Below are 21973 nucleotides of genomic sequence, written 5' to 3' on the forward strand. Positions count from 1 at the left end.
AAAATTTAATCAAAGGAGCGGTTAATGATGGCAAGCCCTAAAGTTACATTGGACTATGAAGGATTGAAGAAGCAGGCAAGTGTGATCCTGAAACAAAAGGCGGATTTCGACACCTTAATTAAAAACGTAAAAACTACGACTCAGAACCTTAATCAGGTGTGGGATGATGCTGCTGCCAAGAATTTCACGGAAAAAGTGAATGCTATGGACAAAACGTTCAAGCAATTCTCCGAGGCACTGAAGGGTTTGGGAGATCACATGAACAATGTATCCGATAAATACAAAGAGCTGTCGCAGGCAGTCATTAAGGCACAATCCGGCTTCTAAAATGATTCGTTAATACCCATACTCCAGGAGCTTTATTACATAAGAAGGCAATTAGCTATGCAGAACGCTGCATAGCTAATTTTATGAGCTGCAAGCGGGGAGGAAGCATATGGCTTCAGCAAAGCTTATATTTGATACAGAGCAAGTCCGGCGGCTGCAGACGAAAATAGGACAGGTGAGCCAGGATACGAACCGGCTGTATCTGCAGATGAAAGGCCAGTCTAGCGGCTGGAGCGGTATTCCAGTGGGAGACCACCTGATGAAAGTCCAGGTGCTGATAAACGAATTAACCGTAGAAGCAGAGAAGCTGGAGGATATTATCCGAACTGCCCTTAGGGGTGTCGAAGGACTTCAGGAGGAGAATACACGGAATGCGGCCCAGTTGACCCAGCAGTTTAGTTTATTTGCAGGGATGCTTGGAAGGGATGGAGCACAAGAGGTGGGGGGACGGAGTTCAATCCCGCCTGCTGCGCAAAATGCGGCTACGAATCTAATCCGTTCGTTCGCTGTTCTGCCAGGACGGGATGAGCTGGATAGCGATCCTGCGGTGAGACAGCTCCGGTTGACCATCCAAGCCTCAGGGCCGGGAAGCCTTGGAGCTATTGCTGCTGAGAGTAAGCTAAAGGATATCTTCACAGCGCGGGATCAGATTGCGCAGGCACAAATGGCTTTTAAAGTCTACGAGAGCTTTGGAAACAAGAGTCAGATGAATGCGGTGCATCTGAAGGCAAATGAAGCGCGCCAGACACTGGCTTCGCTCGGGATAGATGAGGTTCACTATACAGCGGGTAAAGACCTGAGTATGTACTTCAAGCAACCGGCGCTTCAGGCATGTGACTATGATCCATCCGTCTTAACAAGGAATGTACCGCTGCCGAAGAATGAATCTTATCTGCTGCTGCTGCGGATGGCCATGGAGCCTGGAGATAAAGGCGGGTGGGCGAAAGGCCAGTTGCAGGCTATACATGCAGGAGGTATCATACCAGATTTGGCGGATTGGGAGAGCCAGCCGGCCAAAAAGGATTTTATCGATAAATATCTGGTGGACCCGCTCATTGAACTAGTCACAGGAGAGAAACCGCAGCCTAAGACGCAACTGGAGCAAGTGCTCTCCGCCCAATTCTATGGTATGCAAATCGAGCAGCAATTCGTACTCAGTGATCTATCCAGCGAGTTCGAGTCCGTCTTGCGTGGAGCAGCGAGTGCAGACCGGATTAGCGAAGTCTTCGGGACGGGGACCGTTAACGTGAGGACCGGAACGCAAAAGAACAGACAAATAGAGCCTGACGCTGGAATAACTGGAAGCTCTTTTGGTAAGATGAAAGCGTTGGATGAGGTTGAAGGTATGGGCCCCGCGAAACCTTTGCTGGAGGATTTCGATCCTGCGGTTAGAGGGGGTGGTGGAACAATTCAAGGCAAGAGATTTACTGGTTCTGGAATAAAGGATTATGATAGTGCAGCAGAAGCTGAGTATGCAGCAATAAGAAATATGAAAATGAAGGACATTGAGAATTTGGCACAAAATACAGGACTAAGTATTGCGGAAATAAAAACTATGAAAAAGCATTTGTTTTTTGGCAAACATCAAATTCCTCAACCAGGTGGAATAGAGTTTAGACTTGAACGATTCGCTGCCGATGATGAGATTGCCTTTGCTTGGAGAATAGCTCAACAAGGGGATTTATCTGCTAAACAAAAAGAATGGTTCCAGCAATTAGCAGCGCACGAGCTCACAGAACGAAATTATATGGCAGCAGGTCAAAAGTATCGAACGCTTGAATCATGGAACGAACTAAAGGGGAGATTTGACGGGTATCCACCCGGTGCGCATGAGAATGCCCCCTCTCAACCAAACTGGACTTTTCCTGGATATGAAGAATACTATTTTAAAAATTTGTTTAAATGAGCGAGGTGACGTTAGGTGGGGGAACTACTCAATAATGCTGTAAACAGTATATCCTTAATCGATTTTGAAAAGGCAGGAAATAAATTTTGTGAATCGCATCACGTATTAATTAGTGAATATTTTAGAAGGATTAATGTAGTGCTGGATACATTATCTATTAGTACTGATAACTACCCATTAATTCGTATTGCTAGCATTCTTCAAAAAAGCATTCATATCGATATAATGAAAGCTTGTCCAATTCTCGAAGACATTAATAATTTGTACATAAAAGCAATATGTTATTACCATTTAGAGATTTGTTCATTAGTAGATGAGGGTGTTGAGGAAGCGAACGAATATAGGGATTTGTACGAGCCGATGATAAAACTGCTGGAACGAGGGGGGAGTTTTTATATCCGACAAGGTGAAATGCTGGTTGGTACCTCGGCTTATCCTCTAAATTATTGGCGTGGGTTACAAGTTACTAAGCAAGATATTAGTGAAGCTAATTTGGACAGAGTGGATGGGGAGATAGGGAGGGTATAATTAACGAATGTACAAAAGGTGCTTATGAACTTTGCATAGTATGCGGCAATCATTTTCGGTTTCCTGTGAAATATCCGAGCAACAAAAGGCGCGTAGGGCTTTCGGTTGACCAAAGGCATATTTCGGCCAACAGAGTAAGACCACGGCGTTCTCTATTCCATTCAGCGCCCCTTCGTAGCGATACATCCAGTATGACGAACCGTTGACGGTAACGAGGCGAACGTCTTCTTTGCGGATGTGCTTTGCGAAGTCTTGCACCGAAGTTCGGATACCTTGGGGATATAGAATCCGGTTGGTTTTCAGGGCTCCAATGAAGGGGTAGCCTGCGGCAGCGTAAGCATTGATCACGCGAGGGCAGGTAAACCAAGAATCGACCAAAGCGTTTTCGCCAAATCACACACCCCGTCAATTTTCGTAACGACTTTACCGTCCTGATTCTTCTGTGTCTTGTCGTACAGGTCGATCGAATGAATTAAGGATACGTCCGAACAAGCCACAACGGTGGCCTGGAGCTGATAGCCAAATACAAATTTACCCAGCAGGTGCGAGTGATGGAAGCCGATACGTTCGATGGTACGCTCAGAGATCTCCCTGACCTGAGCCAAAGCCTCTACGTTAACCCGATGTTGTAGCACGCTTTCGTCCCGCTTGCCTTCGGTCAGAAAATGACCAAGGGAAGTACGATGACAACGACTATACTCGGCAAGGTCAACGATCTTTCCCCGAAAAACTTTCGCTGTCGCAGTCACCATCTATTCTTTTTGATTTACAGTTTACTGGAAGTGAATTTGCTCATTTATATTTATAAATAAATTGGAGGCATCAAAATATACAAAGAACTAGATAACCTTTTATCTGCTGATACAACAGTAGATTCTTGGTACGATGCTGGCTGTGTCATTGCAAGCGAGATACTCTCGGATTTTGATCCACGGGATTGGGATGAATTGTCTAATCAAGTGCTTAGTAAACCAATAGATTGGCAGAGGAAATTAGCATACTGTTTGGATAATGAATGCAATGTATATGAACTTAATATTCTAATGTCATTGCTCGGTATAAATGATGAGGAATTATTCGAGATATGCATTGATACACTGCGGAGTTATACAGATCAAGACAGTAAAAAAATGATATTGGATAACCAAGAGATATTTAAACGGGTGAACGATTTATTACTCACTGCTAGCGTACCCGTAAAAAAATCCTCCAAGATTTTCTTGCGAAAATTAATTTGTGATTTTATGCTAATCTACCTATTTTTGTTGTATTTTCAATAATCGCCTCTATTTCCTCCACAACATTAAAGGAAGAATTAGAAGCAGAGGTTGTTAAAAAAGTTTTGCAGGATATTGAAAAATATAAGCAAAAATTGATGAAGGGGGATTATACTTTTGAGATCTATTTGTATTTTTGATATATTATGAGAATGCGTTTACAATTCATAAGAATTATCCATTAATAGGAGGACTACCAAATGACCAAGACTGATTTTGCAGCGTACCAATGGATGAATGAGGGGAACATCAGGTTTGAGGAGGACAGTATTATAATAGAGGCCACTGCTAACAGTGATTTTTTCTGCAATAACGGGGCGGTTGCGGAAGAAGGGCTGACGCCTGAGAGTCTGACCAACGCGCCTTTCTTCTATACTGAAGTATCCGGGGATTTCGTGCTGCGGGTGAAGGTGAGTCATGACTTCCGGGACACGTACGATTCTTCTTCCATTATGATTATGCAGGACCTGTCGGTCTGGGCGAAGGCTTGCTTCGAGCTGACAGATTTTGATACCCATGCGGTGGTCAGCGTAGTTACGAACCAGACCTCGGATGATGCGAACGGCTGTAACATTGACGGCAATGAGGTATGGCTGCAGGCCGCCAGATCCGGAAATGCCTTTGCTTTTCATTATTCGACCGACGGCGTACGGTTTGACATGATGCGTTTCTTTAACCTTCCGGTGGGAGACACAGTCAAGGTTGGGTTATTGGCGCAGGCTCCTACTGGCGATGGCGGGGATAGAATCTACAAGCATTTCTCACTGGAACAGCGGACGGTGAAAAATATAAGAGCCGGCATATAAGCCGGCTTTTTTCCGATGAACCAGTCGCTCCTGCCGGAGCTTAGCTCGAACCTTTGGCCTGTCTGGGCCAGATGAAATAGGTAACAGTGATGATCAGGTCAATGCCGACCACGACAGACCATACAGTCAGGATACTTAACAGCGCCTCCGTACGGGCAGCATCGTCGATCCACAATATCAATCCATACAGAATACCGGCAGCGAGCACAAAAGAGAGCAAGTGCTTCACCCAGCCCTTGAAATAATGCTTGGCATGGTCCATGCCGTAACGCTTGGCCGGCTTCGTCCCTTGCTTGGTAACATAGTAGCGGAAGCGTTCGTCGGCCCAAGCGATCATGCTTTTACCGAATACAAGAGACACAGAAATATACACAGCCGCAAGCGCATGTGCTGTCGTAGCGGTAGCGCCCCGTGCCAAATCCACGCCGGAGATCAGTAACAGTAGGATATCGAGGACCGGAGTCATCGCCAGGAAAATTAGCCCCAGTGTAGGCCGCTTGAAGATATAACGTGCTGTAAAGCCTGCAAGAATGACCACCCAGAACAAGACCTCACAGGTCACAATCGCCCATGCCACCAGATTCATATAGCACCCCTTGTTATTGTTGATAGTAGTTATAGCCTAGTCGAAGTATAACAGCGGATTTTAAATAATACAATCGTATTATTTAAATTGTGCTTATCATTTCGGGTATGCTACAATATGGGCATGCCAAAAATTGTAGATCATTCCGAACGAAAATCGAATATTGCCGAAGCCACCTGGCGGGTCATTATCCGGCAGGGAATCAAAGGGGCTACGGTGCGTAATATTGCTGCCGAGGCGGGTGTTTCTTTGGGCGCGCTGCGCCATTATTTCTCCACTCAGCATGAATTGCTGGAGTTTGCTATGAATCTGGTGAAGGAGCGCGTAACAGCGAGGATTGTGGACATTATGCAGTCGGAGCTTCCTCCGCGGGAGCAGATTTTGAAGGTGCTGCTGGAGCTGCTCCCTACAGACGACAGCAGCATGGCTGAGATGGAGGTATGGTTCGCATTTACCTTCCATCTCAAGACTGGCGGGGAGAAGCCTGTTGAGCTTAATGATGCGATCTATCCGCTGATTGTGCAGATTATTGACTACCTGGATCAGCACGCACTCTTTAAGCAGGGGCTGGATAAGGGGGATGAAGCTGAACGGCTGTATGCTCTGATTGACGGCCTGGCCCTTCATGCCATGCTGGAGCCTGACAGGATGAATAAACAACGTGTGATCCGGGTGCTAAATATTCACCTGGAATCTATCTGTACTCCAAGTGCGACATAATAGTCTGTTTCTGTATAATGTTCTATCCCTGTCTCAGAATCACTAATTTCCCCCGAACCTTCCGGGTCTCATAATGATTATGCGCACCTACTATCCCCTGCATTGTAAACGGGAAAATCTCCTCCACATGCACCTTAAGCTTATGCTCGCGGACTTGCTGGATAATGGAAGCCAGATCCTTTGGGTTCGGCTCGATATAGGCAAACTGGGCCTCGATTCCGCGAACCTTGGGGTGGGTGGTGATCATCGGGTCTACCAGGGAGATTAGCCTGCCGTTGTCCCGCAGAATCTGAAGGTTCTTCTGTTCGGTTGCTCCTATTCCAGTGTCCGCATCAATGGAAGTCTCTCTCACCATATCCAGTACAATATCTACTGTTCCGGTTGCTTCTGCGAAATCAGTGGTCGTGTAGTCAATAACCTCATCTGCTCCAAGCTGCCGCACAAATTCATGATTATACTCCCGTGCTGTGGCCAGGACATAGGCGCCGTGCTGCTTGGCCATTTGCACCGCAAGATGTCCTACACCTCCAGCGCCTGCGTGAATAAGAATCCGTTGGCCCGGGTGCAGCTTGCCGTACTGGAATAAGGACTGCCAGGCTGACAAGGCTGCAGCGGGCAGGGCGGCAGCTTCCTGAAAGGAAAGCTCAAGCGGAATAACAACCGCTGAGTTCTCTTCCAGAGCTAAGAAGTCTGCGTAACCGCCGCCGGACCTGGAGAGCCCCATGACGCGGTCGCCCACCTTCAGCCGTGACACATTTTTCCCAATCGCCCTCACTATTCCGGCTACTTCTACTCCCAGCACATGGGGGAACTGCAGCTGCATCAACTCCTCGACTGCGCCTGAGCGCACCAGTTGGTCAGCGGAACTGACAGTTGTGGCGTACATTTCAATGAGCACCTGAGTCTCGGTGATAGCGGGAGTAGGGAGTACCTCTTCTGTGAATACTTCGGGATTACCATAATGCTGAATAGCAATTGCATGCATAGCTAAATCCTCCGATCCGTGTATTTTGAACCTCTGTTGATTTACGAGTAGACGTTCACTATAATGATCCTACCAGTGTGGTATGGCTGCATCAATTGCTAGATTTTCGGAATGTGTTCAGTATTGTACAGAATCTGTTGAAGTGTTCAAATCAAGGCGAACGGGGCGAAGAAGGGGTTATTTATGGATAGAAGGATACGTAAATCGCAGGAGGCTATTATTGAAGCCTTTATCCAGCTGATTGCAGAGAAGAACTTCGAACAAATTACGATAAACGAAATAGCCGAGCGGGCCAATGTAAGCCGGGGCACCGTTTATTCGCATTATACCGACAAATACGATCTGCTGCACCAGTGCATCAGGACACATTTTGTCAAGCTGATTGACAGCTGTCTGCCGTGTGGCGAGCAGGCGCTGTTTCCCACTGAGGCGGCTCTGCACTATACGTTCCGTTACCTCGATGAGCATGCTTCCTTCTATGCAGCGGCGCTGGCTAACCAAGGGGTTCCCGCGTTCCGAAATCGTCTGCAGGCGGTATTGATACGGGGATTCGACAAACAGATGGATATGAGCGGCATTAACAAGATGATGGACAAGGGAATCCTGGTGCAATTTCTGGCTGTGGCAATGACCGGCATGATCGAACAGCTGGTTACGCGTGCAACGCCTTATTCAGCAACAGAGCTATCCGGGCAATTGTGGGCACTCATGGAGCGTAACCAGATGGTCCCGCCGTCCGCTCCGCTTTCTATTTCTACCAAATTGTTCTAGAATGAGTAGGTGCATATAGCAACCGGTTGGCGGGAACTGCCGGATTCAGAGAGGAGCAGAGGATTAATGAAATACCGCAGATTAGGTGGGACCGGACTTAAGGTCAGTGAGATTAGCCTGGGAAGCTGGTTGACCTACGGAGGATATGTGGAGCAGGACAATGCCGTTAAGGCCATTGAAACCGCTTACTCCCTGGGCATTAATTTTTTTGATACCGCGAATGTCTATGAGAAGGGGGCGGCGGAACAGGTGCTTGGAGCTACCCTAAGCAGCTATCCGCGCGAATCCTACGTGCTGGCGACCAAGGTGTTCGGGGTCATGGGCGACGGTCCCAATGACCGCGGCCTGTCCCGGAAGCATATTACCGAGCAATGCCATGCCAGCCTGAAGCGGCTGGGCGCTGAATACGTGGATCTGCTCTATTGTCACCGGTATGATCCGGAGACCCCGATCGAGGAGACGCTGCGGGCGCTGGATGATCTGGTCCGCCAGGGCAAGGTGCTCTATGTGGGGGTCAGTGAATGGACAGCGGCACAGATGACCGAAGCCCTTGCGGTTGCCGACCGGTATCTGCTGGATCATATCGTGGTCAATCAGCCGGTCTATAATATGTTTGAACGTTATATCGAGAAGGAGATTATCCCGCTTGGCCAGCGCAAGGGAATCGGACAAGTCGTGTTCTCTCCGCTCGCACAAGGCCTGCTGACCGGCAAATACAGCTCGGTCTCCGAGATTCCGGCAGACAGCCGGGCAGCCCGGCTCGACTGGATGCGCAAAGGAATTACGGAAGAGAAGCTTGCGAAGGTTCAGGAACTGGGCAAGGTTGCTGCTGAACTGGATATCTCTGTAGGCAATCTGGCGCTGGCCTGGATTCTGCGCCAGCCTAATGTAGCAAGTGCCCTGGTCGGCGCGAGCCGCCCTGAGCAGGTGGAGGAGAATGTAAAGGCTTCCGGTATTGAGCTGAATGAGGATATACTGGCCCGAATTGAAGAGATTATCGGTTAAGAGAGAGGGAGGATACAGATGAAGGTTCTATTTATCGGAGGTACGGGACTTATCAGTCAGGCGGTTTCCCGGCTGGCAGTGGAACGGGGAATAGAACTGTATCTGTTCAACCGTGGAGAGCGCAGCGGCTTCGTGCCTCAGGGCGCTCAGGTGATTCAGGGCGATATCCGTGACAAAGAGAAGGCAGCCGAGGCGCTGAAGGGGCATGACTTCGATGTTGTTGTGGACTGGATTGCCTTTACGCCGGAGCATGTGCAGACAGATATTGATCTGTTCACAGGCAAGACGCAGCAGTATATCTATATCAGCTCGGCTTCCGCTTACCAGAAGCCCCAGCGTAATTATCTGATTACCGAAGAGACTCCGCTGGTGAACCCTTATTGGCAGTATTCCCGGGATAAGATTGCCTCCGAGCAGCTGCTTCTGGAAGCGTATCAGAGCAGCGGCTTCCCGGTGACCATTGTCCGTCCATCCCATACGTACGGAGATACAGCTATTCCGGCGTCGCTGACCAGCTGGAGCCATCCATGGTCTCTGGTGGAACGCATCCGCAAGGGCCAGCCGCTCGTCATCCATGGCGATGGTACCTCTCTATGGACATTGACGCATAATACGGATTTTGCCAAAGGCTTCGTTGGATTGCTGGGACTTCAGGAGGCGATTGGAGAAGCGGTTCATATTACCTCGGATGAGGTGCTGAACTGGAATCAGATCTATGCGGCCATCGGGGAGTCAGCAGGCCGTGAGCCGAAGGTTGTACACATGTCTACGGATTTCATCGCTGCGAATACCCCGCCGGGAACAGCGGACGGGCTGATCGGGGATCAGGCGGTCAGCAGTGTGTTCGACAACAGCAAGATCAAGCGTCTCGTTCCTGACTTCGCCGCTACTGTGCCGTTCGCTGAAGGGGTGAAACGGTCAGTAGCCTGGTTCGAGGCTCATCCTGAATTGTGCACAGTTGACCAGGATTGGTCCAAAATGCTGGACGGATTGATTGCAAGGCATGGCGTTGATGCGAAGCTTTTGACCTATTACGTGTAAAGAGAACTAATAGTATCTATCAGAATATTTCTTCATACCGGAACAGGTGCTGTCCATAGAGGATGGTGCCTGTTTGTGTATAAGCAGTGTCAGGTTATAACCCAGGTATAGCATGAAACCCGGATTCGTGAATATACTCTGACTACCGAAATCCCCACGAGTAAAGGAGTCCTGGTCATGCCGACACATCCTTACGTCTCCCGTTTTTTTGTGAATACCGATGCACGCCGTGACAAGCTGATTTATGATTTGCCGGAAGCCTGGTGGAGCCGTCCTTATGAATATGAATGGTGTACCCATTTCATATCACCGCATGATGTGGTGCTGGATGCCGCCTGCGGGATCTCTCATCCGCTCAAATTCTATCTTGCCGAGCATAGCGCTGAGGTCTATGCCTGTGATAAGGATGCCCGGATTCTGTCGCATGAAGCGATTATGCAGAATATCACCGAGGATGTCGGAGCAGCTGCAGCCCGTCAGGTGGAGGCCGGACCTGTGAACAGGCTGCACTTAGCCCAGGCTGATCTGACCTCACTGCCTTATGAGGATGAGAGCTTTGATACGGTTTTTTGTATCTCGGTGCTGGAGCATCTGTCTGTGCAGGAAGCGGTCCTGGCCGTCCGTGAGTTTCATAGAACGCTTAATGGAGAAGGACTGCTGGTGCTGACCTTTGATCATCCGACCGTCAACCTGCCGCGGATGAATGAGATTCTGCTCCAGGCCGGATTTCAGTATTGGGGCGAGACGGATTTCAATCTTCCGGCAGATGCCGTGCGTACAGACCAGTGGGGCGGCCTGAGCTGCTTCCGGGCAGTGCTTAAAAAAGCGCAAATCTAGCAAAATTCACCTATCATTTGGTTGTTTCCTTCCATTGTAGTAGAATAGCTTCAAGGGCAGAAGAAAGAAGGAGACAATCTCATGGGGATGATCGGCAATTACCTGGCTGTACATGCTGAATTGCTTCAGCTCTGGAGGGAATAGAAGAAGCCTGGCTGAGGGAATACTACCCTTTCCGGCAGATGATGGAGGAAGGAATCTACCCCCTTATGGAGGATGATGAGGCGGAAGAATTCTTTGATTATATCTATACGTATTTCAAGGCCATCCGGGAGTTCTACCAGCAGGCAAGCGCGAGTGCATCCTGCGTTATGTTCTATATTTCCTAGTCACAGTCATTATTATATTACATTAGAAAAAGGAGCTAGAGAACGTTGCGCAGATATGCTGTTATATTCATGATTCTGCTTCTGCTGGTCCCCGCTGCGGGGATAAGCGCCCAAGGGACTGCTCCGCAAGAGGAGATCCGCCTTACGTTTGCCGGGGATATTCTGCTGGACGGCTTTGTCGGCGACCAGATTGCCAAGTATGGCGTGGATTTCCCGTTCGCCAAGGTAGCACCTGTGCTGCAGAAGGCCGATCTTGCTTTTGCCAATCTGGAGACTCCAGTCTCCGTGCGCGGGGCTGCGGCCAGCAAGACGTTCGCCTTCCGTTCCAAGCCGGCTGCACTTGCGGGATTAAGCAAAGCGGGGATCGACGGCGTGAGCGTAGCCAATAATCATATTCTGGATTACGGCCGGATCGCGATGCTGGACACGCTGATTCATCTGGATAAGAACAATATTGGACACACCGGTGCGGGTGCTAATATGGATGAAGCCTTCAAACCGTATGTCAAGACCGTCAAGGGCAAGCGGATCGCCGTTCTGGGTACAAGCCGTGTGCTGTCTGACCCTTCCTGGTATGCAGGCAAGAACAGCCCGGGAGCAGCCTCAGCCTATACGGCAGAGCCGCTGCTAAGTGCGATTAAGAAGTCTGCCAAGGATAATGACTATACGGTTGTCTATATTCACTGGAATCAGGAATTCAAGGATTACCCGGAAGCGTATGCGCGGAAGCTGGCCAAGCAGATGATCGACAGCGGGGCAGATATCATCCTTGGCGCGCACAGTCATTGTCTGATGGGTATTGAATATTACAAGCATAAGCCGATCTATTATTCACTGGGCAACTTTGTGTTCAACCGTTCTACACGGGGCGGAGACAAGACCTTGCATTCCATGCTGGTTAACTTCACCATTAACCCGTCAGGGGTAACCAGCAGCATTACACCGGTCAAAATCATTGGCGGCCAGCCGAATTTCATGGGGGATGCCTACAATAAAGAAACCATCAAGAAGCTGAACCAGCTCTCCTTCAATGCGAAGATTGCAGCGAACGGGGCAGTCGGTGAGAAGCTGTGAGATAAGCCGGCGTAACAGTTCTTATCCATGAATCTGTATGATCCATCTCTTATAGCCCGGGGAGCCGCTTCCTAATCCTCCCTGGGCTGTTTTGCGTTTTCCCGGTATTCTTCATTTTGTGCTATTCATTCTTAGCATTGTGCTAACAGCGCGGAGTGAATCTGCTCTACAATATGAATATTAGTTCTACCAAGGGGGATAACGCAGAAGTGGTGCTGCGGTCCGTTTCGGAATAGAATAGCTGTAACGAATTCCATGCAGAGGATGTCCAGTGAATGATGCCCAAGCTTAAGAAGTACATGCCTTTCACCTATAAAATGATGATTCCTTATCTGCTGCTGGTTCTCCTCACGGATGTGTTCATCGGCTATATCTCCTATTCCATGCTGACGGATTCCAGGACAGAGATGGCCGAGTCCAACATCCGCACAGGTATGGAGCAGTCGAGGAACAATATCCGCTATCAGATGGATGAAATACAGCGGATGTCGGACAACCTGTTCGGCAGCCAGCCGTTCCAGCGTGCGCTTGAGCTGAAGGGGACACCCTTCGAGATCTATCTGACGATGCTTGACGAGATTATCCCCCAGATTACCGCGCCGCTGCAGCTGTTCGGGAACAAGATCCGCTTCATGCTCTACACCCCGAACCCAGATCTGAACATTGTGTCCGGTGATAATCTGGATGAGCCGATCATTACCAGCGATTACTATATTCTGCCGCTGGACGATATTACAGGCAGTCCATGGTATCGCTCGCTGAAGGATTCCAAGCGTGATAATTTGTGGCTGCAGATTGATACGGACCAGAAGCTGGGCAACCTCTCGCATGTACGCAGACTCGTCAACTTCAGTGATTACAAGTCGCTGATCGGTTATGTGCGGATTACGGTATCGCTGGAGGACCTGTTCGGCGGCTTCGACACCTTCCCGCTGGAGGAAGGAATTACGCTGCGGCTGGTAGAAGAGACCACCGGGGACGTTCTGTTCCAGCGGGGTCCCGCCAATAATAGCAGCGGGGAGGGAAGCTTCCTCAGGCTGCAGGAGCAGATTCCGGGCAGTAACTTCATGATTGAAGCGATGGTTCCGCATAAATATCTCACTCAGGATGCCGGACGCCTGCGCCGTGTGATTATCGCAGTCTGCAGTCTGAGCTTCCTGGTTATGACCCTGATCGGGTATGTGGTGGCACGGATATCGGGACGTAAAATGAGCCGGATCGTAGGCCTGGTGCGCTCCTTCCAGGACGGGAACTTCCAGAAGCGCATCCGCTTCTCCGGCAATGATGAATTCGTGCAGATCGCAGATTCCTTCAATGATATGGCCTCCAACATCCAGGGGCTGATCAACAGCGTCTATGTGCAGGGAATTCAGAAGAAGCAGGCGGAGCTGGAAGCCCTGCAGGCACAGATCAATCCGCATTTTCTATATAATACACTCTCTACCATCAGCAGCTTGGCCAATCTGGGTGAGATCGGCAAGGTCACGGAGATGGTCCAGGGGTTGTCCCGGTTCTACCGGCTGACGCTCAATCAAGGCAATGTCTATATTGAACTGGAGAAGGAGCTGGACCAGGTGGCTACTTACTTGGAGATCCAGCGGGTCAAATATGCGGATACCTTCACGCTGCACGTGGATGTGGACGAGGAGATTCTGCACATGCAGGTGATTAAGCTGCTGCTTCAGCCTTTTGTCGAGAATATATTCAAGCACGCCTGGTTCGGTGAGACCATCGCCATCCGGCTGACCGGCAAGCGGGTGGGGGACAATATTGAGCTCAAGGTAATCGATAACGGGATTGGCATGCGTCCTGAAGTGGTTAAGCGTATGATGCAGGGGCCGAGCCAGTCAGGCGGTTACGGTGTGAAAAATGTGGATGAGCGGATCAAGCTCAGATACGGCGATGCTTACGGGGTGAGCATTGCCAGCTTCTACGGAGGCGGGACAACCGTGCGGCTGCTGCTCCCTGCCGGGCTTCAGGGTGATGAGGAGCTGTAAGACTTAGGGTCAGTTACACATACAGGAGGACAAGATTGCGATGAGTATCAATGTATTGCTGGTTGACGATGAAGCGATTGATCTGGAATGGCTGCGGCGCAGAGTACTGGCCAGCCCGCTGGATCTTGCAGTGGTAGGAACGGCGAACAGCGGCTTCAATGCGCTTAAGATTATGGAGCAGGAGCGGGTGGATATCATCCTGTCCGATATACGGATGCCCATTATGACGGGGACAGAATTCGCGCGCCGGGCGAAGGTGATCCATCCAAAGGTCAAAATTGTCTTCATCAGCGGCCATGAGGATTTCAGCTATGCCAAGGAAGCGATTGAGATCAATGCCTCCGGTTATTTATTGAAGCCTGTGGAAGACAAGGATCTCTACGACATGCTCGAATCCCTGTCTGCCGCTCTGGAGCAGGAACGGGAGAAGAACCGTTCATTTACCGAGGCGCTGTCCCTGGTGAACAAGGAGCTGATTCTGCGCTGGTTCGAGGATGCATCGCCTGAGCCGGCGGAGCAGCATCTGCGCAGTGCCCTGAATCCGCTGCTCATGAAGGGGGCGGCTGCAGCGATTATTGAGATTGATGATCTGGAATGGAAAATGCGCGACCTGTCCGAGGAGGATGCGCGGGTCAAGACGCGGCAGATGGCCGGACTGATCAGAGCGTTCGTAGAGAGCACCCAGCTGGGAACGCTGATTCCTGTACATCATCACCGGTTCGTCATTCTGTGCAGCCTTCCGCAGGACAGCTTCCTCAGTCTGCTGGACGAGCTGATTAAGCAGATGGCCGGGAGCTCACCCTGCACCTTAACCATCGGGGTCGGGCGTTACGCTCAGGATGAGGCGGGGCTGCATGAATCCTATCAGCAGGCAACGGCTGCACTCAGTGCGAAGTGGCTGCTGGGCAAGAACCGGCTGATCCGCGATAATCTGGAGTCCTCCCCGCGCGGGACGCCGGGGGCAAGGATTGAACAGACTGTTGTGCAGCTGCTGGAGGCTATCATCCAGTACGATCTGGTGGCGATTGACGATCATCTGCTGGAGCTGTTCACGAATGCGGGCAAGAAGGATGTCTATGAGCTGATTATCCGGATCACCTCCAAGCTGCATGCGGACCTGCAGCAGCAGAATGAGAATCTGTATGAGCTGCTCCAGTGGGAGTCTCATCAGCCGGACATCCTGTTCCAGTTCGAGACGATTCACGATATCCTGTCGTGGATGAGACGGAGATTCTTCGAGCTGTCGGAGCTGCTGTATGTGAAGCGGCAGCGGCAGAAGCGCAAGCTGATCGACGAGATTATGAATTATGTGGAGGAGAATCTTGAGAAGAAGATCACGCTGAAGGAGGTAGCCGCCCACTTCGACTTCACCCCGAATTATCTGGGCTTCCTGTTCAAGGAGGAGTATGGGGTTCCCTTCAGCGAGTATGTTAACGAACGCAAGACAGGCAGAGTGTTCGAGCTACTCAGTGATCCGACGCTTAAGATCTATGAGATAGCCGAACGGATGGGCTATAAGAATATTATCTATTTCAACCGGCAGTTCAAGCAGATCACCGGCATGACGCCGGGGGAATACCGCAAGAAGCAGAAAATCTAAGCTGATGATTACCAAACGTTGCCAGTCCTGATTTCCAAATCAGAGGCAACGTTTTTTGTTTTTTTGGAAAGTATATATTTAAACGGATCGTTGAAAAAGTATTACTTTTAGTTGATAGCCCTAATCCACACCGGAAGGACGCTTATTTATAATAAGGCTATAGAGAAATGGGAATGGGAAAGGGGATTCAAGATGAAACAGAAACAACACGGATTCTGGGATGACGTCAAGAAATACAGATCCTTGCTTCTTATGCTGACACCGGCAGTATTGTTCTTTCTGCTATTTGCTTATCTGCCCATGTCGGGCATAGTGCTGGCATTCAAGCAATTTGATTATACTGGCGGGGTATTCGGCAGTCCGTGGAACGGACTGGATAACTTCAAATTCTTCATTGATTCCGGTGACGCCTGGCGCGTAACCCGAAATACAGCGTTATATAACATCGCATTCATCGTTGTGAACAACGGGCTTCAGATCTTCGCAGCGATCCTGCTGTTCGAGGTAGCGGGCAAATGGTTCCGCAAGCTGACCCAAACGGTATTGTTCCTGCCTTATTTCATTTCCTGGGTTGTAGTTGGAGCCATTGCGTACAACCTGTTCAACTTCGATGTAGGTACCGTTAACGTATTGCTGAAGGGACTCGGTATGCAGCCGGTGGATATCTATAATACGGCAGCCTACTGGCCGTTTATCCTGGTCATTGTCTCCGCCTGGAAGACACTGGGCTACGGAACGATCATGTATCTGGCCGCCATCACCAGCATAGATACCGAGATGTACGAAGCCGCCGAAATTGACGGCGCGAATATTTTCCAGCGGATTATGAAAATTACAATTCCGAACCTGATGCCGACTGTCATCATTCTGGTGCTGCTGGCGATCGGTAATATCTTCCGCGGAGACTTCGGGATGTTCTACAATATGGTCGGCAACAACGGCCTGCTGTTCTCATCCACAGACGTAATCGACACCTTCGTCTTCCGCTCGCTGACCACATCCAATGAAATCGGGATGTCTGCGGCAGCCGGCTTCTACCAATCCCTGCTCGGCTTCGCAACCATCATGCTGGCCAACTATGCAGTACGCCGATACGACAAGGATCGCGCTCTATTCTAGGACAAGGAGGTAATGCCCAATGAGTTCAACCACTGCAAATATTCAATCACCGGAAGTACGCAGAAAGCCTGCTAACCGGGACAAGATGGTGCTATCCATCATCGGATACGTAACCCTAACGGTACTGGCCATATTCTGTATCTTCCCATTCATTCTGGTCATCTCTTCCTCTCTGAGTGAAGAGAGCGCGATTATCGAGAAAGGGTTCCAGATCTTCCCGACCGCCTTCTCGACAGAGGCGTACAGCCTGCTGTTCAAGTATCCGGCTGAGATGCTCAGAGCGTATGGCGTGACGATCTCCGTTACAGCTATCGGTACTATTGTCGGATTGTTCCTGACGTCAATGACAGCCTACGTGCTGTCCCGGAGAGATTTCAAATGGCGCAGCCGCTTCTCTTTCTTCTTCTTCTTCACTACATTGTTCAGCGGCGGTCTGGTTCCATGGTATCTGATGATCATTAACTATCTGCATCTGAAGGATACGCTTCTGGTACTGATTCTGCCGATGATGATGAACGTCTTCTATATTATTGTCATGAAGTCCTTCATGAGCAGCATCCCGGATGCGATTACAGAATCCGCCAAAATTGACGGAGCCGGCGATTTCCGGATCTTCATGCAGCTGATCGTGCCGTTGTCCAAGCCCGCCCTGGCGACCATTGGCCTTTTCATTGCCTTGGCCTACTGGAATGACTGGTATAACGCATTGCTCTTCATCTCCAAGTCGGAGCTGATGCCGCTGCAGTATTATCTCTACAAAATGTTAGGCAATATGGATGGAATGCGTAAGGCGATGATGGCTTCCGGTGCGGTGGTCAACACAGACCTGCCAACCGAAAGTCTGAAGATGGCCATGACGATTGTGGCTACAGGACCGATCCTGCTGGCGTATCCGTTCATCCAGAAGTATTTTGTAACAGGACTTACGATTGGCGCAGTCAAAGGATGATTACAGGGCAACCTGGTTATCAATATAAGACTTAAAGCAACTATTATTTAAGGGGGAAATACAGGTCATGATGAACAAGAAAAAGAAACTGACAGTTACGCTTGCAACGATGATGGCGCTTGGAACAGTCCTCAGTGCCTGCGGCGGCAATAATAATGGTAATACAGGAGCGGAGGCTACGAAGGCTCCGGCAGCATCCGAGGGAACGAATTCCGGCGCTGTGGACACCTCCAAAGAAGTGAAGCTCAAAATGATTCTGCTCGGGCCACAGCCCGGGGATTATGACAAGGTCTTCGGAGAGCTGAACACCAAGCTCAAGGAAAAAATCAATGCTACCGTAGAAACCGAATTCCTCGACTGGTCTGACTGGACCCAGAAATACCCGCTGAAATTCGCAGCGAATGAAGACTTCGATCTCGTATATACAGCGAACTGGGCCTTCTATAACGATCAGGCGCTGAAAGGCGGATTCCTGGAGCTAACGGATGATATGCTGACCAAATACATGCCACAGACCTGGGAAGCGATGCCGAAAGTGAACTGGCAGCAAGCCAAGGTGGACGGCAAGCTCTATATGGTTCCTAACAACAATGTTGAAGTAACCGACAAAGTGGTGCTGTACCGTGAGGATCTGCGCAAAAAGCATAACCTGCCGGAAATCAACAGTCCTGAATCGTACGCGACTTACCTGAAGGCGATTGCCAAGGACGAAAAGGGCATTACTGCTTATGGAGCTAAGCCGGCGGACGGCTGGAAATTCCATGAGCTGGATCAGACGCTGCTGGAGCAGAACAACAACTTCAACCTGGTAGATGCCAGCCTGCTGCCGCTAGCCTACAAGCTGGACGATGCTTCCGGTAAAGTCTTCAATATCTATGACACACCGGAATTCACTTCCCTGCTTCAATATTACAAAGACCTGGCCGATAATGGCGCGTGGTCCAAGAACGTAGTCAGCAACAAAAACGATGTATGGCAGGATGTGAAAGCAGGCAAAGTATCCTCTTATGCGCACAATCTGGGTACTGTAGCTGCTAACCTGGCTGAAATGCGCCGTGACAAACCGGATGTGGAGCTGGGTATTGCTGACCTTACCCCGGACAAAAAGAAAATTGCTGCGATCTCAACGCAGAACGGGATGTCCGTGCATGCAACCTCCAAGAATCCTGAGCGCGCACTGATGCTGCTGGATTTACTGCAGAATGACAAGGAAATTCACGATTTGACTATGTACGGTATCGCCGGAAGCAACTACAATCCGGAAGGCGACAAGAAGTTCACCGCCGGTCCTGCTGCCGCTAACTACACTGGCTTCTCGAACTGGGGCTGGAATTCTCCGCTGAACCGTCAGGATGCAGCGTATCCTAAGGAAGCGGACGATATGTTCAACACTTGGCAGTCCAGCATCTATCACTTCCCGCTGGAAACCTTCGTCTTCGACACTACGCCAGTGAAGAACGAAGTGGCTAACATCGGCAACGTGATGCTGCGTTATGCGATTCCGCTGGAGTATGGCTTGATCGAAGATCTGGCGAAAGGCCAGGCAGACCTGATCAAGCAGCTGAAATCAGCTGGTCTGGATAAGGTGCAGACTGAAATGCAGAAACAAATCGATGCATTCCTTGCAGCGCAGAAATAACAGAATAAGCTTACGGGCTGCTCCAAAGCAATAGCTTTGGGGCAGTTTTTGTGAAATTATAAGTATAGGTTATATACGGATCATACATTATGGCAAAGGAGCAATTTCAATGAAATATACGATTCAGGCCCTAAGGGCCGCCAAAGAGATCTACCCGTCCACACTGCGGCTGGGCGGGAGCAATCCCCAAGGGGATGAGATCCGCTTCACGAATTATTATATGGAGCTGAATGGCAAGCCTTATTTCGCCATCTGCGGTGAATTCCATTATTCACGGTATCCCGAAGCGGATTGGGGGAGTGAAATTGCCAAGATGAAGCTGTCCGGCATCAATGTGGTGGCGACCTATATCTTCTGGAATCATCATGAAGAGGTGGAAGGAGCGTTCGAATGGGCAGGCAACCGCAATCTCCGGAGATTCGTGGAGCTGTGCCGGGATAATGGCCTATACGTCATCCTGCGTGTCGGTCCGTTCTGTCATGGCGAGGTCCGTAACGGCGGACTGCCGGACTGGCTGTTCGGCCGGGAATTCGATGTACGCTCCAATGACGAGGGCTACCTGAAGTATGTGAACCGCCTGTTCAAGGAGATCGGCAATCAGGCCGATGGGCTGATGTTCAAGGATGGCGGACCGGTGATCGGGATTCAGCTGGAGAATGAGCTGAATGCTGCGGCCGCTCTCTGGGAAGAGACCGCCAAGCAGGGTGACGAATATCTCAGCGGCGGAGCGAGCGGTGAAGCGGGATCTGAGCATATGCGTCTGCTTAAGCAGTATGCAGTGGATTCCGGTCTGATCGCTCCGATCTATACCAGCACCGGCTGGGGCGAGGCGCCGTTCCTGGAGGATGAGGTGCTTCCGCTCTACGGAGGGTATGCCTATACTCCGTGGAGCATCAGTGACCCGAATCAGGTTCAGAAGCCGACACCGGAATACGTATTCGTGAATTTCCATGATGACAAGGCGCCGGGCGGCGAATTCAATCCGCCGTATGCGCGGACGAAATACCCGTTCGCTTGCTGTGAGATGGGCGGCGGGATGCAGACCTGGTATCTGTCCCGGTTCCAGGTGGAGCCGGAAAGTGTCATCGCCATGACCTTAATGAAGCTTGCCGGAGGCTGCAACTTCATCGGGTATTATATGTTCCATGGCGGAACCAATCCGGTGGGAAGAACGGGATACCTGAATGAGAGCACTACGCCGAAGCTGACCTATGACTTCCAGGCGCCAATTGGTGAATTCGGCCAGATCCGTGAGTCGAATCACCTGCTTCGTCCGCTTCATTATTTCCTGCGCCGGTTCGCTGACCGGCTTGCACCGATGGCAACTGTGCTTCCTGAAGGGGCAGAAGCAGTTACGCCGGAGGATGCGCATACGCTGCGTTATGCAGTCCGCACGGATGGCAAGTCCGGCTTCCTGTTCGTCAATAATTATCAGGACCATGTGGAGATGGATACGCACGAGGAGGTTGTGTTTGCGGTAGAACTGGGAGAGGAGACGCTAAGCTTCCCGCAGCGGAGCAAGCTGACGGTTCAGCCCAAGGCTTCCTTCCTGCTGCCGTTCAACTTCGCGTTGGATGGTCTTAATCTTAAGGCTGCCACGGCCCAGCCTGTTACGGCTATTGAAACGGAGGAAGCAGCCACCTACTTCTTCTCTATGCCGGAGGGCATCGACGCTGAGTTCCAGATTGACGCGGATGCCGGTATTCTGGAGGTGAGCGCGGAGACCGGGGACGTAGCAGAGAATAGCGGCTACAATATACTGATTCCGCACGGCCAATCTTCCATGATTGTGATCCGGCGGGACGGAGCCAGAGAAGTCCGTATCTATGCCATGAGCGCTCGTGAAGCTGCGGCTCTGTGGGAGCTTGAGGAGGACGGCCGCAGCCGCATCATCTTCTCACCGGTTCCTCCGGTTCAGACCGCAGGCGGAATTGAATTCATCAGCCAGGGACATCATGCATTCACCTTCCGTGAATACACAGGCGGAGCAGAGACGGCAACGCAGTGGAATACGGCACAGGCTGATGCAACGGTCAGCGGACGTAAAGAGGACTGGTTCCAGGCTTATGAGGTACAGGTTCCGCAGAAGGAAGTTGCGGTTACGATGCGCCGGATTCAGGACCACAAGGTTGTCCTCCAGTTACCTGAGGATGTCCTCGAGAGCTCGGAAGAAGTGCTGCTGAGCATTGATTATACCGGGAATGTGGGCTATGCCTTCGCGGCAGGACAGCTGTTCCACGACCATTTCTATAACGGCTTGCCGTGGGAAATCGGCCTGTCCCGGTTCCGTGATGTGCTGCGCCGGGGCGAGATCGTTCTGGAAACGACACCTCGCCGGACAGGTGCTGTTAAGCTGGCCGACGATGCTGCCATGGCTGTAGAGAAGGTATTCGAGGGCGAAGCCGTTGCCGTGTTCCATAGTGTGACCGCTACGAAGGTGTACCGGATCAGACTAACAAGATAATGCAAGAAGGAAG

General features: G+C 50.5%; 19 protein-coding genes and 1 pseudogene. 17 read left to right on the forward strand and 3 right to left on the reverse strand.

Annotation, left to right across the window (positions count from 1 at the left end):
- Window positions 1-27 precede the first annotated feature (27 nt).
- From MKY86_RS08260 to MKY86_RS08270, 3 genes are all read left to right on the forward strand, one after another.
- On the forward strand, window positions 28-327 hold the full coding sequence (locus MKY86_RS08260; RefSeq protein WP_076079049.1) for a WXG100 family type VII secretion target: 300 nt from the start codon (window positions 28-30) through the stop codon (window positions 325-327).
- A gap of 109 nt (window positions 328-436) precedes the next feature.
- The gene (locus tag MKY86_RS08265) at window positions 437-2233 is read left to right on the forward strand and encodes a hypothetical protein (RefSeq protein ID WP_076079048.1); all 1797 of its coding nucleotides are present in this window, start codon (window positions 437-439) and stop codon (window positions 2231-2233) included.
- Between the two features lie 15 nt (window positions 2234-2248).
- Window positions 2249-2761, forward strand: a complete 513-nt coding sequence (locus MKY86_RS08270; RefSeq protein WP_076079047.1) for a hypothetical protein — start codon at window positions 2249-2251, stop codon at window positions 2759-2761.
- A 29-nt stretch (window positions 2762-2790) separates the two neighbouring features.
- On the opposite strand, the pseudogene MKY86_RS08275 reads toward MKY86_RS08270, so the two are convergent.
- Window positions 2791-3513, reverse strand: a pseudogene (locus MKY86_RS08275) (IS701 family transposase); the annotation flags it as partial.
- Between the two features lie 725 nt (window positions 3514-4238).
- Here MKY86_RS08275 and MKY86_RS08280 point away from each other — a divergent pair.
- Complete coding sequence (locus MKY86_RS08280; RefSeq protein ID WP_076079044.1) at window positions 4239-4844, forward strand: DUF1349 domain-containing protein; 606 nt, start codon at window positions 4239-4241, stop codon at window positions 4842-4844.
- Between the two features lie 40 nt (window positions 4845-4884).
- Here the strand turns inward: MKY86_RS08280 and MKY86_RS08285 are convergent, their stop codons facing one another.
- The gene (locus tag MKY86_RS08285) at window positions 4885-5430 is read right to left on the reverse strand and encodes a hypothetical protein (RefSeq protein WP_076079043.1); all 546 of its coding nucleotides are present in this window, start codon (window positions 5428-5430) and stop codon (window positions 4885-4887) included.
- 123 nt (window positions 5431-5553) lie between these two features.
- On the opposite strand from MKY86_RS08285, the gene MKY86_RS08290 reads away from it, so the two are divergent.
- A complete protein-coding gene (locus MKY86_RS08290; protein WP_076079134.1) occupies window positions 5554-6150 on the forward strand; it encodes a TetR/AcrR family transcriptional regulator in 597 nt (198 codons plus the stop codon).
- 22 nt (window positions 6151-6172) lie between these two features.
- Here the strand turns inward: MKY86_RS08290 and MKY86_RS08295 are convergent, their stop codons facing one another.
- Entirely contained in the window at window positions 6173-7135 is a 963-nt protein-coding gene (locus MKY86_RS08295) for an NADP-dependent oxidoreductase (RefSeq protein WP_076079042.1), read from the reverse strand.
- 183 nt (window positions 7136-7318) lie between these two features.
- On the opposite strand from MKY86_RS08295, the gene MKY86_RS08300 reads away from it, so the two are divergent.
- The 12 genes from MKY86_RS08300 (at window position 7319) to MKY86_RS08355 (ending at window position 21960) form a co-directional block, all read left to right on the forward strand.
- A complete protein-coding gene (locus MKY86_RS08300; protein WP_076079041.1) occupies window positions 7319-7906 on the forward strand; it encodes a TetR/AcrR family transcriptional regulator in 588 nt (195 codons plus the stop codon).
- A gap of 66 nt (window positions 7907-7972) precedes the next feature.
- The gene (locus MKY86_RS08305; protein ID WP_076079040.1) at window positions 7973-8911 is read left to right on the forward strand and encodes an aldo/keto reductase family protein; all 939 of its coding nucleotides are present in this window, start codon (window positions 7973-7975) and stop codon (window positions 8909-8911) included.
- An 18-nt stretch (window positions 8912-8929) separates the two neighbouring features.
- Complete coding sequence (locus tag MKY86_RS08310; protein WP_076079039.1) at window positions 8930-9952, forward strand: SDR family oxidoreductase; 1023 nt, start codon at window positions 8930-8932, stop codon at window positions 9950-9952.
- Between the two features lie 177 nt (window positions 9953-10129).
- Window positions 10130-10789 (forward strand): class I SAM-dependent methyltransferase, encoded by a 660-nt coding sequence (locus MKY86_RS08315; RefSeq protein WP_076079038.1) that lies wholly within the window; start codon window positions 10130-10132, stop codon window positions 10787-10789.
- 131 nt (window positions 10790-10920) lie between these two features.
- Window positions 10921-11118, forward strand: coding sequence for a DUF1877 family protein (locus tag MKY86_RS08320; RefSeq protein ID WP_340827782.1), 198 nt, complete (start codon window positions 10921-10923; stop codon window positions 11116-11118).
- 69 nt (window positions 11119-11187) lie between these two features.
- On the forward strand, window positions 11188-12192 hold the full coding sequence (locus tag MKY86_RS08325) for a CapA family protein (RefSeq protein ID WP_076079133.1): 1005 nt from the start codon (window positions 11188-11190) through the stop codon (window positions 12190-12192).
- Window positions 12193-12467: 275 nt separating this feature from the next.
- The gene (locus MKY86_RS08330; protein ID WP_076079037.1) at window positions 12468-14189 is read left to right on the forward strand and encodes a sensor histidine kinase; all 1722 of its coding nucleotides are present in this window, start codon (window positions 12468-12470) and stop codon (window positions 14187-14189) included.
- 40 nt (window positions 14190-14229) lie between these two features.
- Window positions 14230-15789: a response regulator gene (locus tag MKY86_RS08335; RefSeq protein WP_036721496.1), complete on the forward strand. Its 1560-nt coding sequence runs from the start codon at window positions 14230-14232 to the stop codon at window positions 15787-15789.
- Between the two features lie 192 nt (window positions 15790-15981).
- Complete coding sequence (locus tag MKY86_RS08340; protein ID WP_036721498.1) at window positions 15982-16908, forward strand: ABC transporter permease; 927 nt, start codon at window positions 15982-15984, stop codon at window positions 16906-16908.
- Window positions 16909-16993: 85 nt separating this feature from the next.
- Window positions 16994-17857: a carbohydrate ABC transporter permease gene (locus MKY86_RS08345; protein ID WP_425355110.1), complete on the forward strand. Its 864-nt coding sequence runs from the start codon at window positions 16994-16996 to the stop codon at window positions 17855-17857.
- A gap of 70 nt (window positions 17858-17927) precedes the next feature.
- Window positions 17928-19496, forward strand: a complete 1569-nt coding sequence (locus MKY86_RS08350) for a DUF3502 domain-containing protein (RefSeq protein ID WP_076079131.1) — start codon at window positions 17928-17930, stop codon at window positions 19494-19496.
- A gap of 109 nt (window positions 19497-19605) precedes the next feature.
- Complete coding sequence (locus MKY86_RS08355) at window positions 19606-21960, forward strand: beta-galactosidase (protein WP_076079036.1); 2355 nt, start codon at window positions 19606-19608, stop codon at window positions 21958-21960.
- Window positions 21961-21973: the final 13 nt, after the last annotated feature.

The organism is Paenibacillus sp. FSL R7-0333 (assembly GCF_038000365.1).
GTDB classification, from domain to species: Bacteria; Bacillota; Bacilli; order Paenibacillales; family Paenibacillaceae; genus Paenibacillus_AQ; species Paenibacillus_AQ silagei.

Excerpts from the sequence above, each read along its gene's own strand:
- MKY86_RS08260 (WP_076079049.1), top strand. The coding sequence starts at position 28 with ATGGCAAGCCCTAAAGTTACATTGGACTATGAAGGATTGAAGAAGCAG.
- MKY86_RS08265 (WP_076079048.1), top strand. The coding sequence starts at position 437 with ATGGCTTCAGCAAAGCTTATATTTGATACAGAGCAAGTCCGGCGGCTG.
- MKY86_RS08280 (WP_076079044.1), top strand. The coding sequence starts at position 4,239 with ATGACCAAGACTGATTTTGCAGCGTACCAATGGATGAATGAGGGGAAC.
- MKY86_RS08285 (WP_076079043.1), bottom strand. The coding sequence starts at position 5,430 with ATGAATCTGGTGGCATGGGCGATTGTGACCTGTGAGGTCTTGTTCTGG.
- MKY86_RS08290 (WP_076079134.1), top strand. The coding sequence starts at position 5,554 with ATGCCAAAAATTGTAGATCATTCCGAACGAAAATCGAATATTGCCGAA.
- MKY86_RS08295 (WP_076079042.1), bottom strand. The coding sequence starts at position 7,135 with ATGCATGCAATTGCTATTCAGCATTATGGTAATCCCGAAGTATTCACA.
- MKY86_RS08300 (WP_076079041.1), top strand. The coding sequence starts at position 7,319 with ATGGATAGAAGGATACGTAAATCGCAGGAGGCTATTATTGAAGCCTTT.
- MKY86_RS08305 (WP_076079040.1), top strand. The coding sequence starts at position 7,973 with ATGAAATACCGCAGATTAGGTGGGACCGGACTTAAGGTCAGTGAGATT.
- MKY86_RS08310 (WP_076079039.1), top strand. The coding sequence starts at position 8,930 with ATGAAGGTTCTATTTATCGGAGGTACGGGACTTATCAGTCAGGCGGTT.
- MKY86_RS08315 (WP_076079038.1), top strand. The coding sequence starts at position 10,130 with ATGCCGACACATCCTTACGTCTCCCGTTTTTTTGTGAATACCGATGCA.
- MKY86_RS08325 (WP_076079133.1), top strand. The coding sequence starts at position 11,188 with ATGATTCTGCTTCTGCTGGTCCCCGCTGCGGGGATAAGCGCCCAAGGG.
- MKY86_RS08330 (WP_076079037.1), top strand. The coding sequence starts at position 12,468 with ATGATGCCCAAGCTTAAGAAGTACATGCCTTTCACCTATAAAATGATG.
- MKY86_RS08335 (WP_036721496.1), top strand. The coding sequence starts at position 14,230 with ATGAGTATCAATGTATTGCTGGTTGACGATGAAGCGATTGATCTGGAA.
- MKY86_RS08340 (WP_036721498.1), top strand. The coding sequence starts at position 15,982 with ATGAAACAGAAACAACACGGATTCTGGGATGACGTCAAGAAATACAGA.
- MKY86_RS08345 (WP_425355110.1), top strand. The coding sequence starts at position 16,994 with ATGGTGCTATCCATCATCGGATACGTAACCCTAACGGTACTGGCCATA.
- MKY86_RS08350 (WP_076079131.1), top strand. The coding sequence starts at position 17,928 with ATGAACAAGAAAAAGAAACTGACAGTTACGCTTGCAACGATGATGGCG.
- MKY86_RS08355 (WP_076079036.1), top strand. The coding sequence starts at position 19,606 with ATGAAATATACGATTCAGGCCCTAAGGGCCGCCAAAGAGATCTACCCG.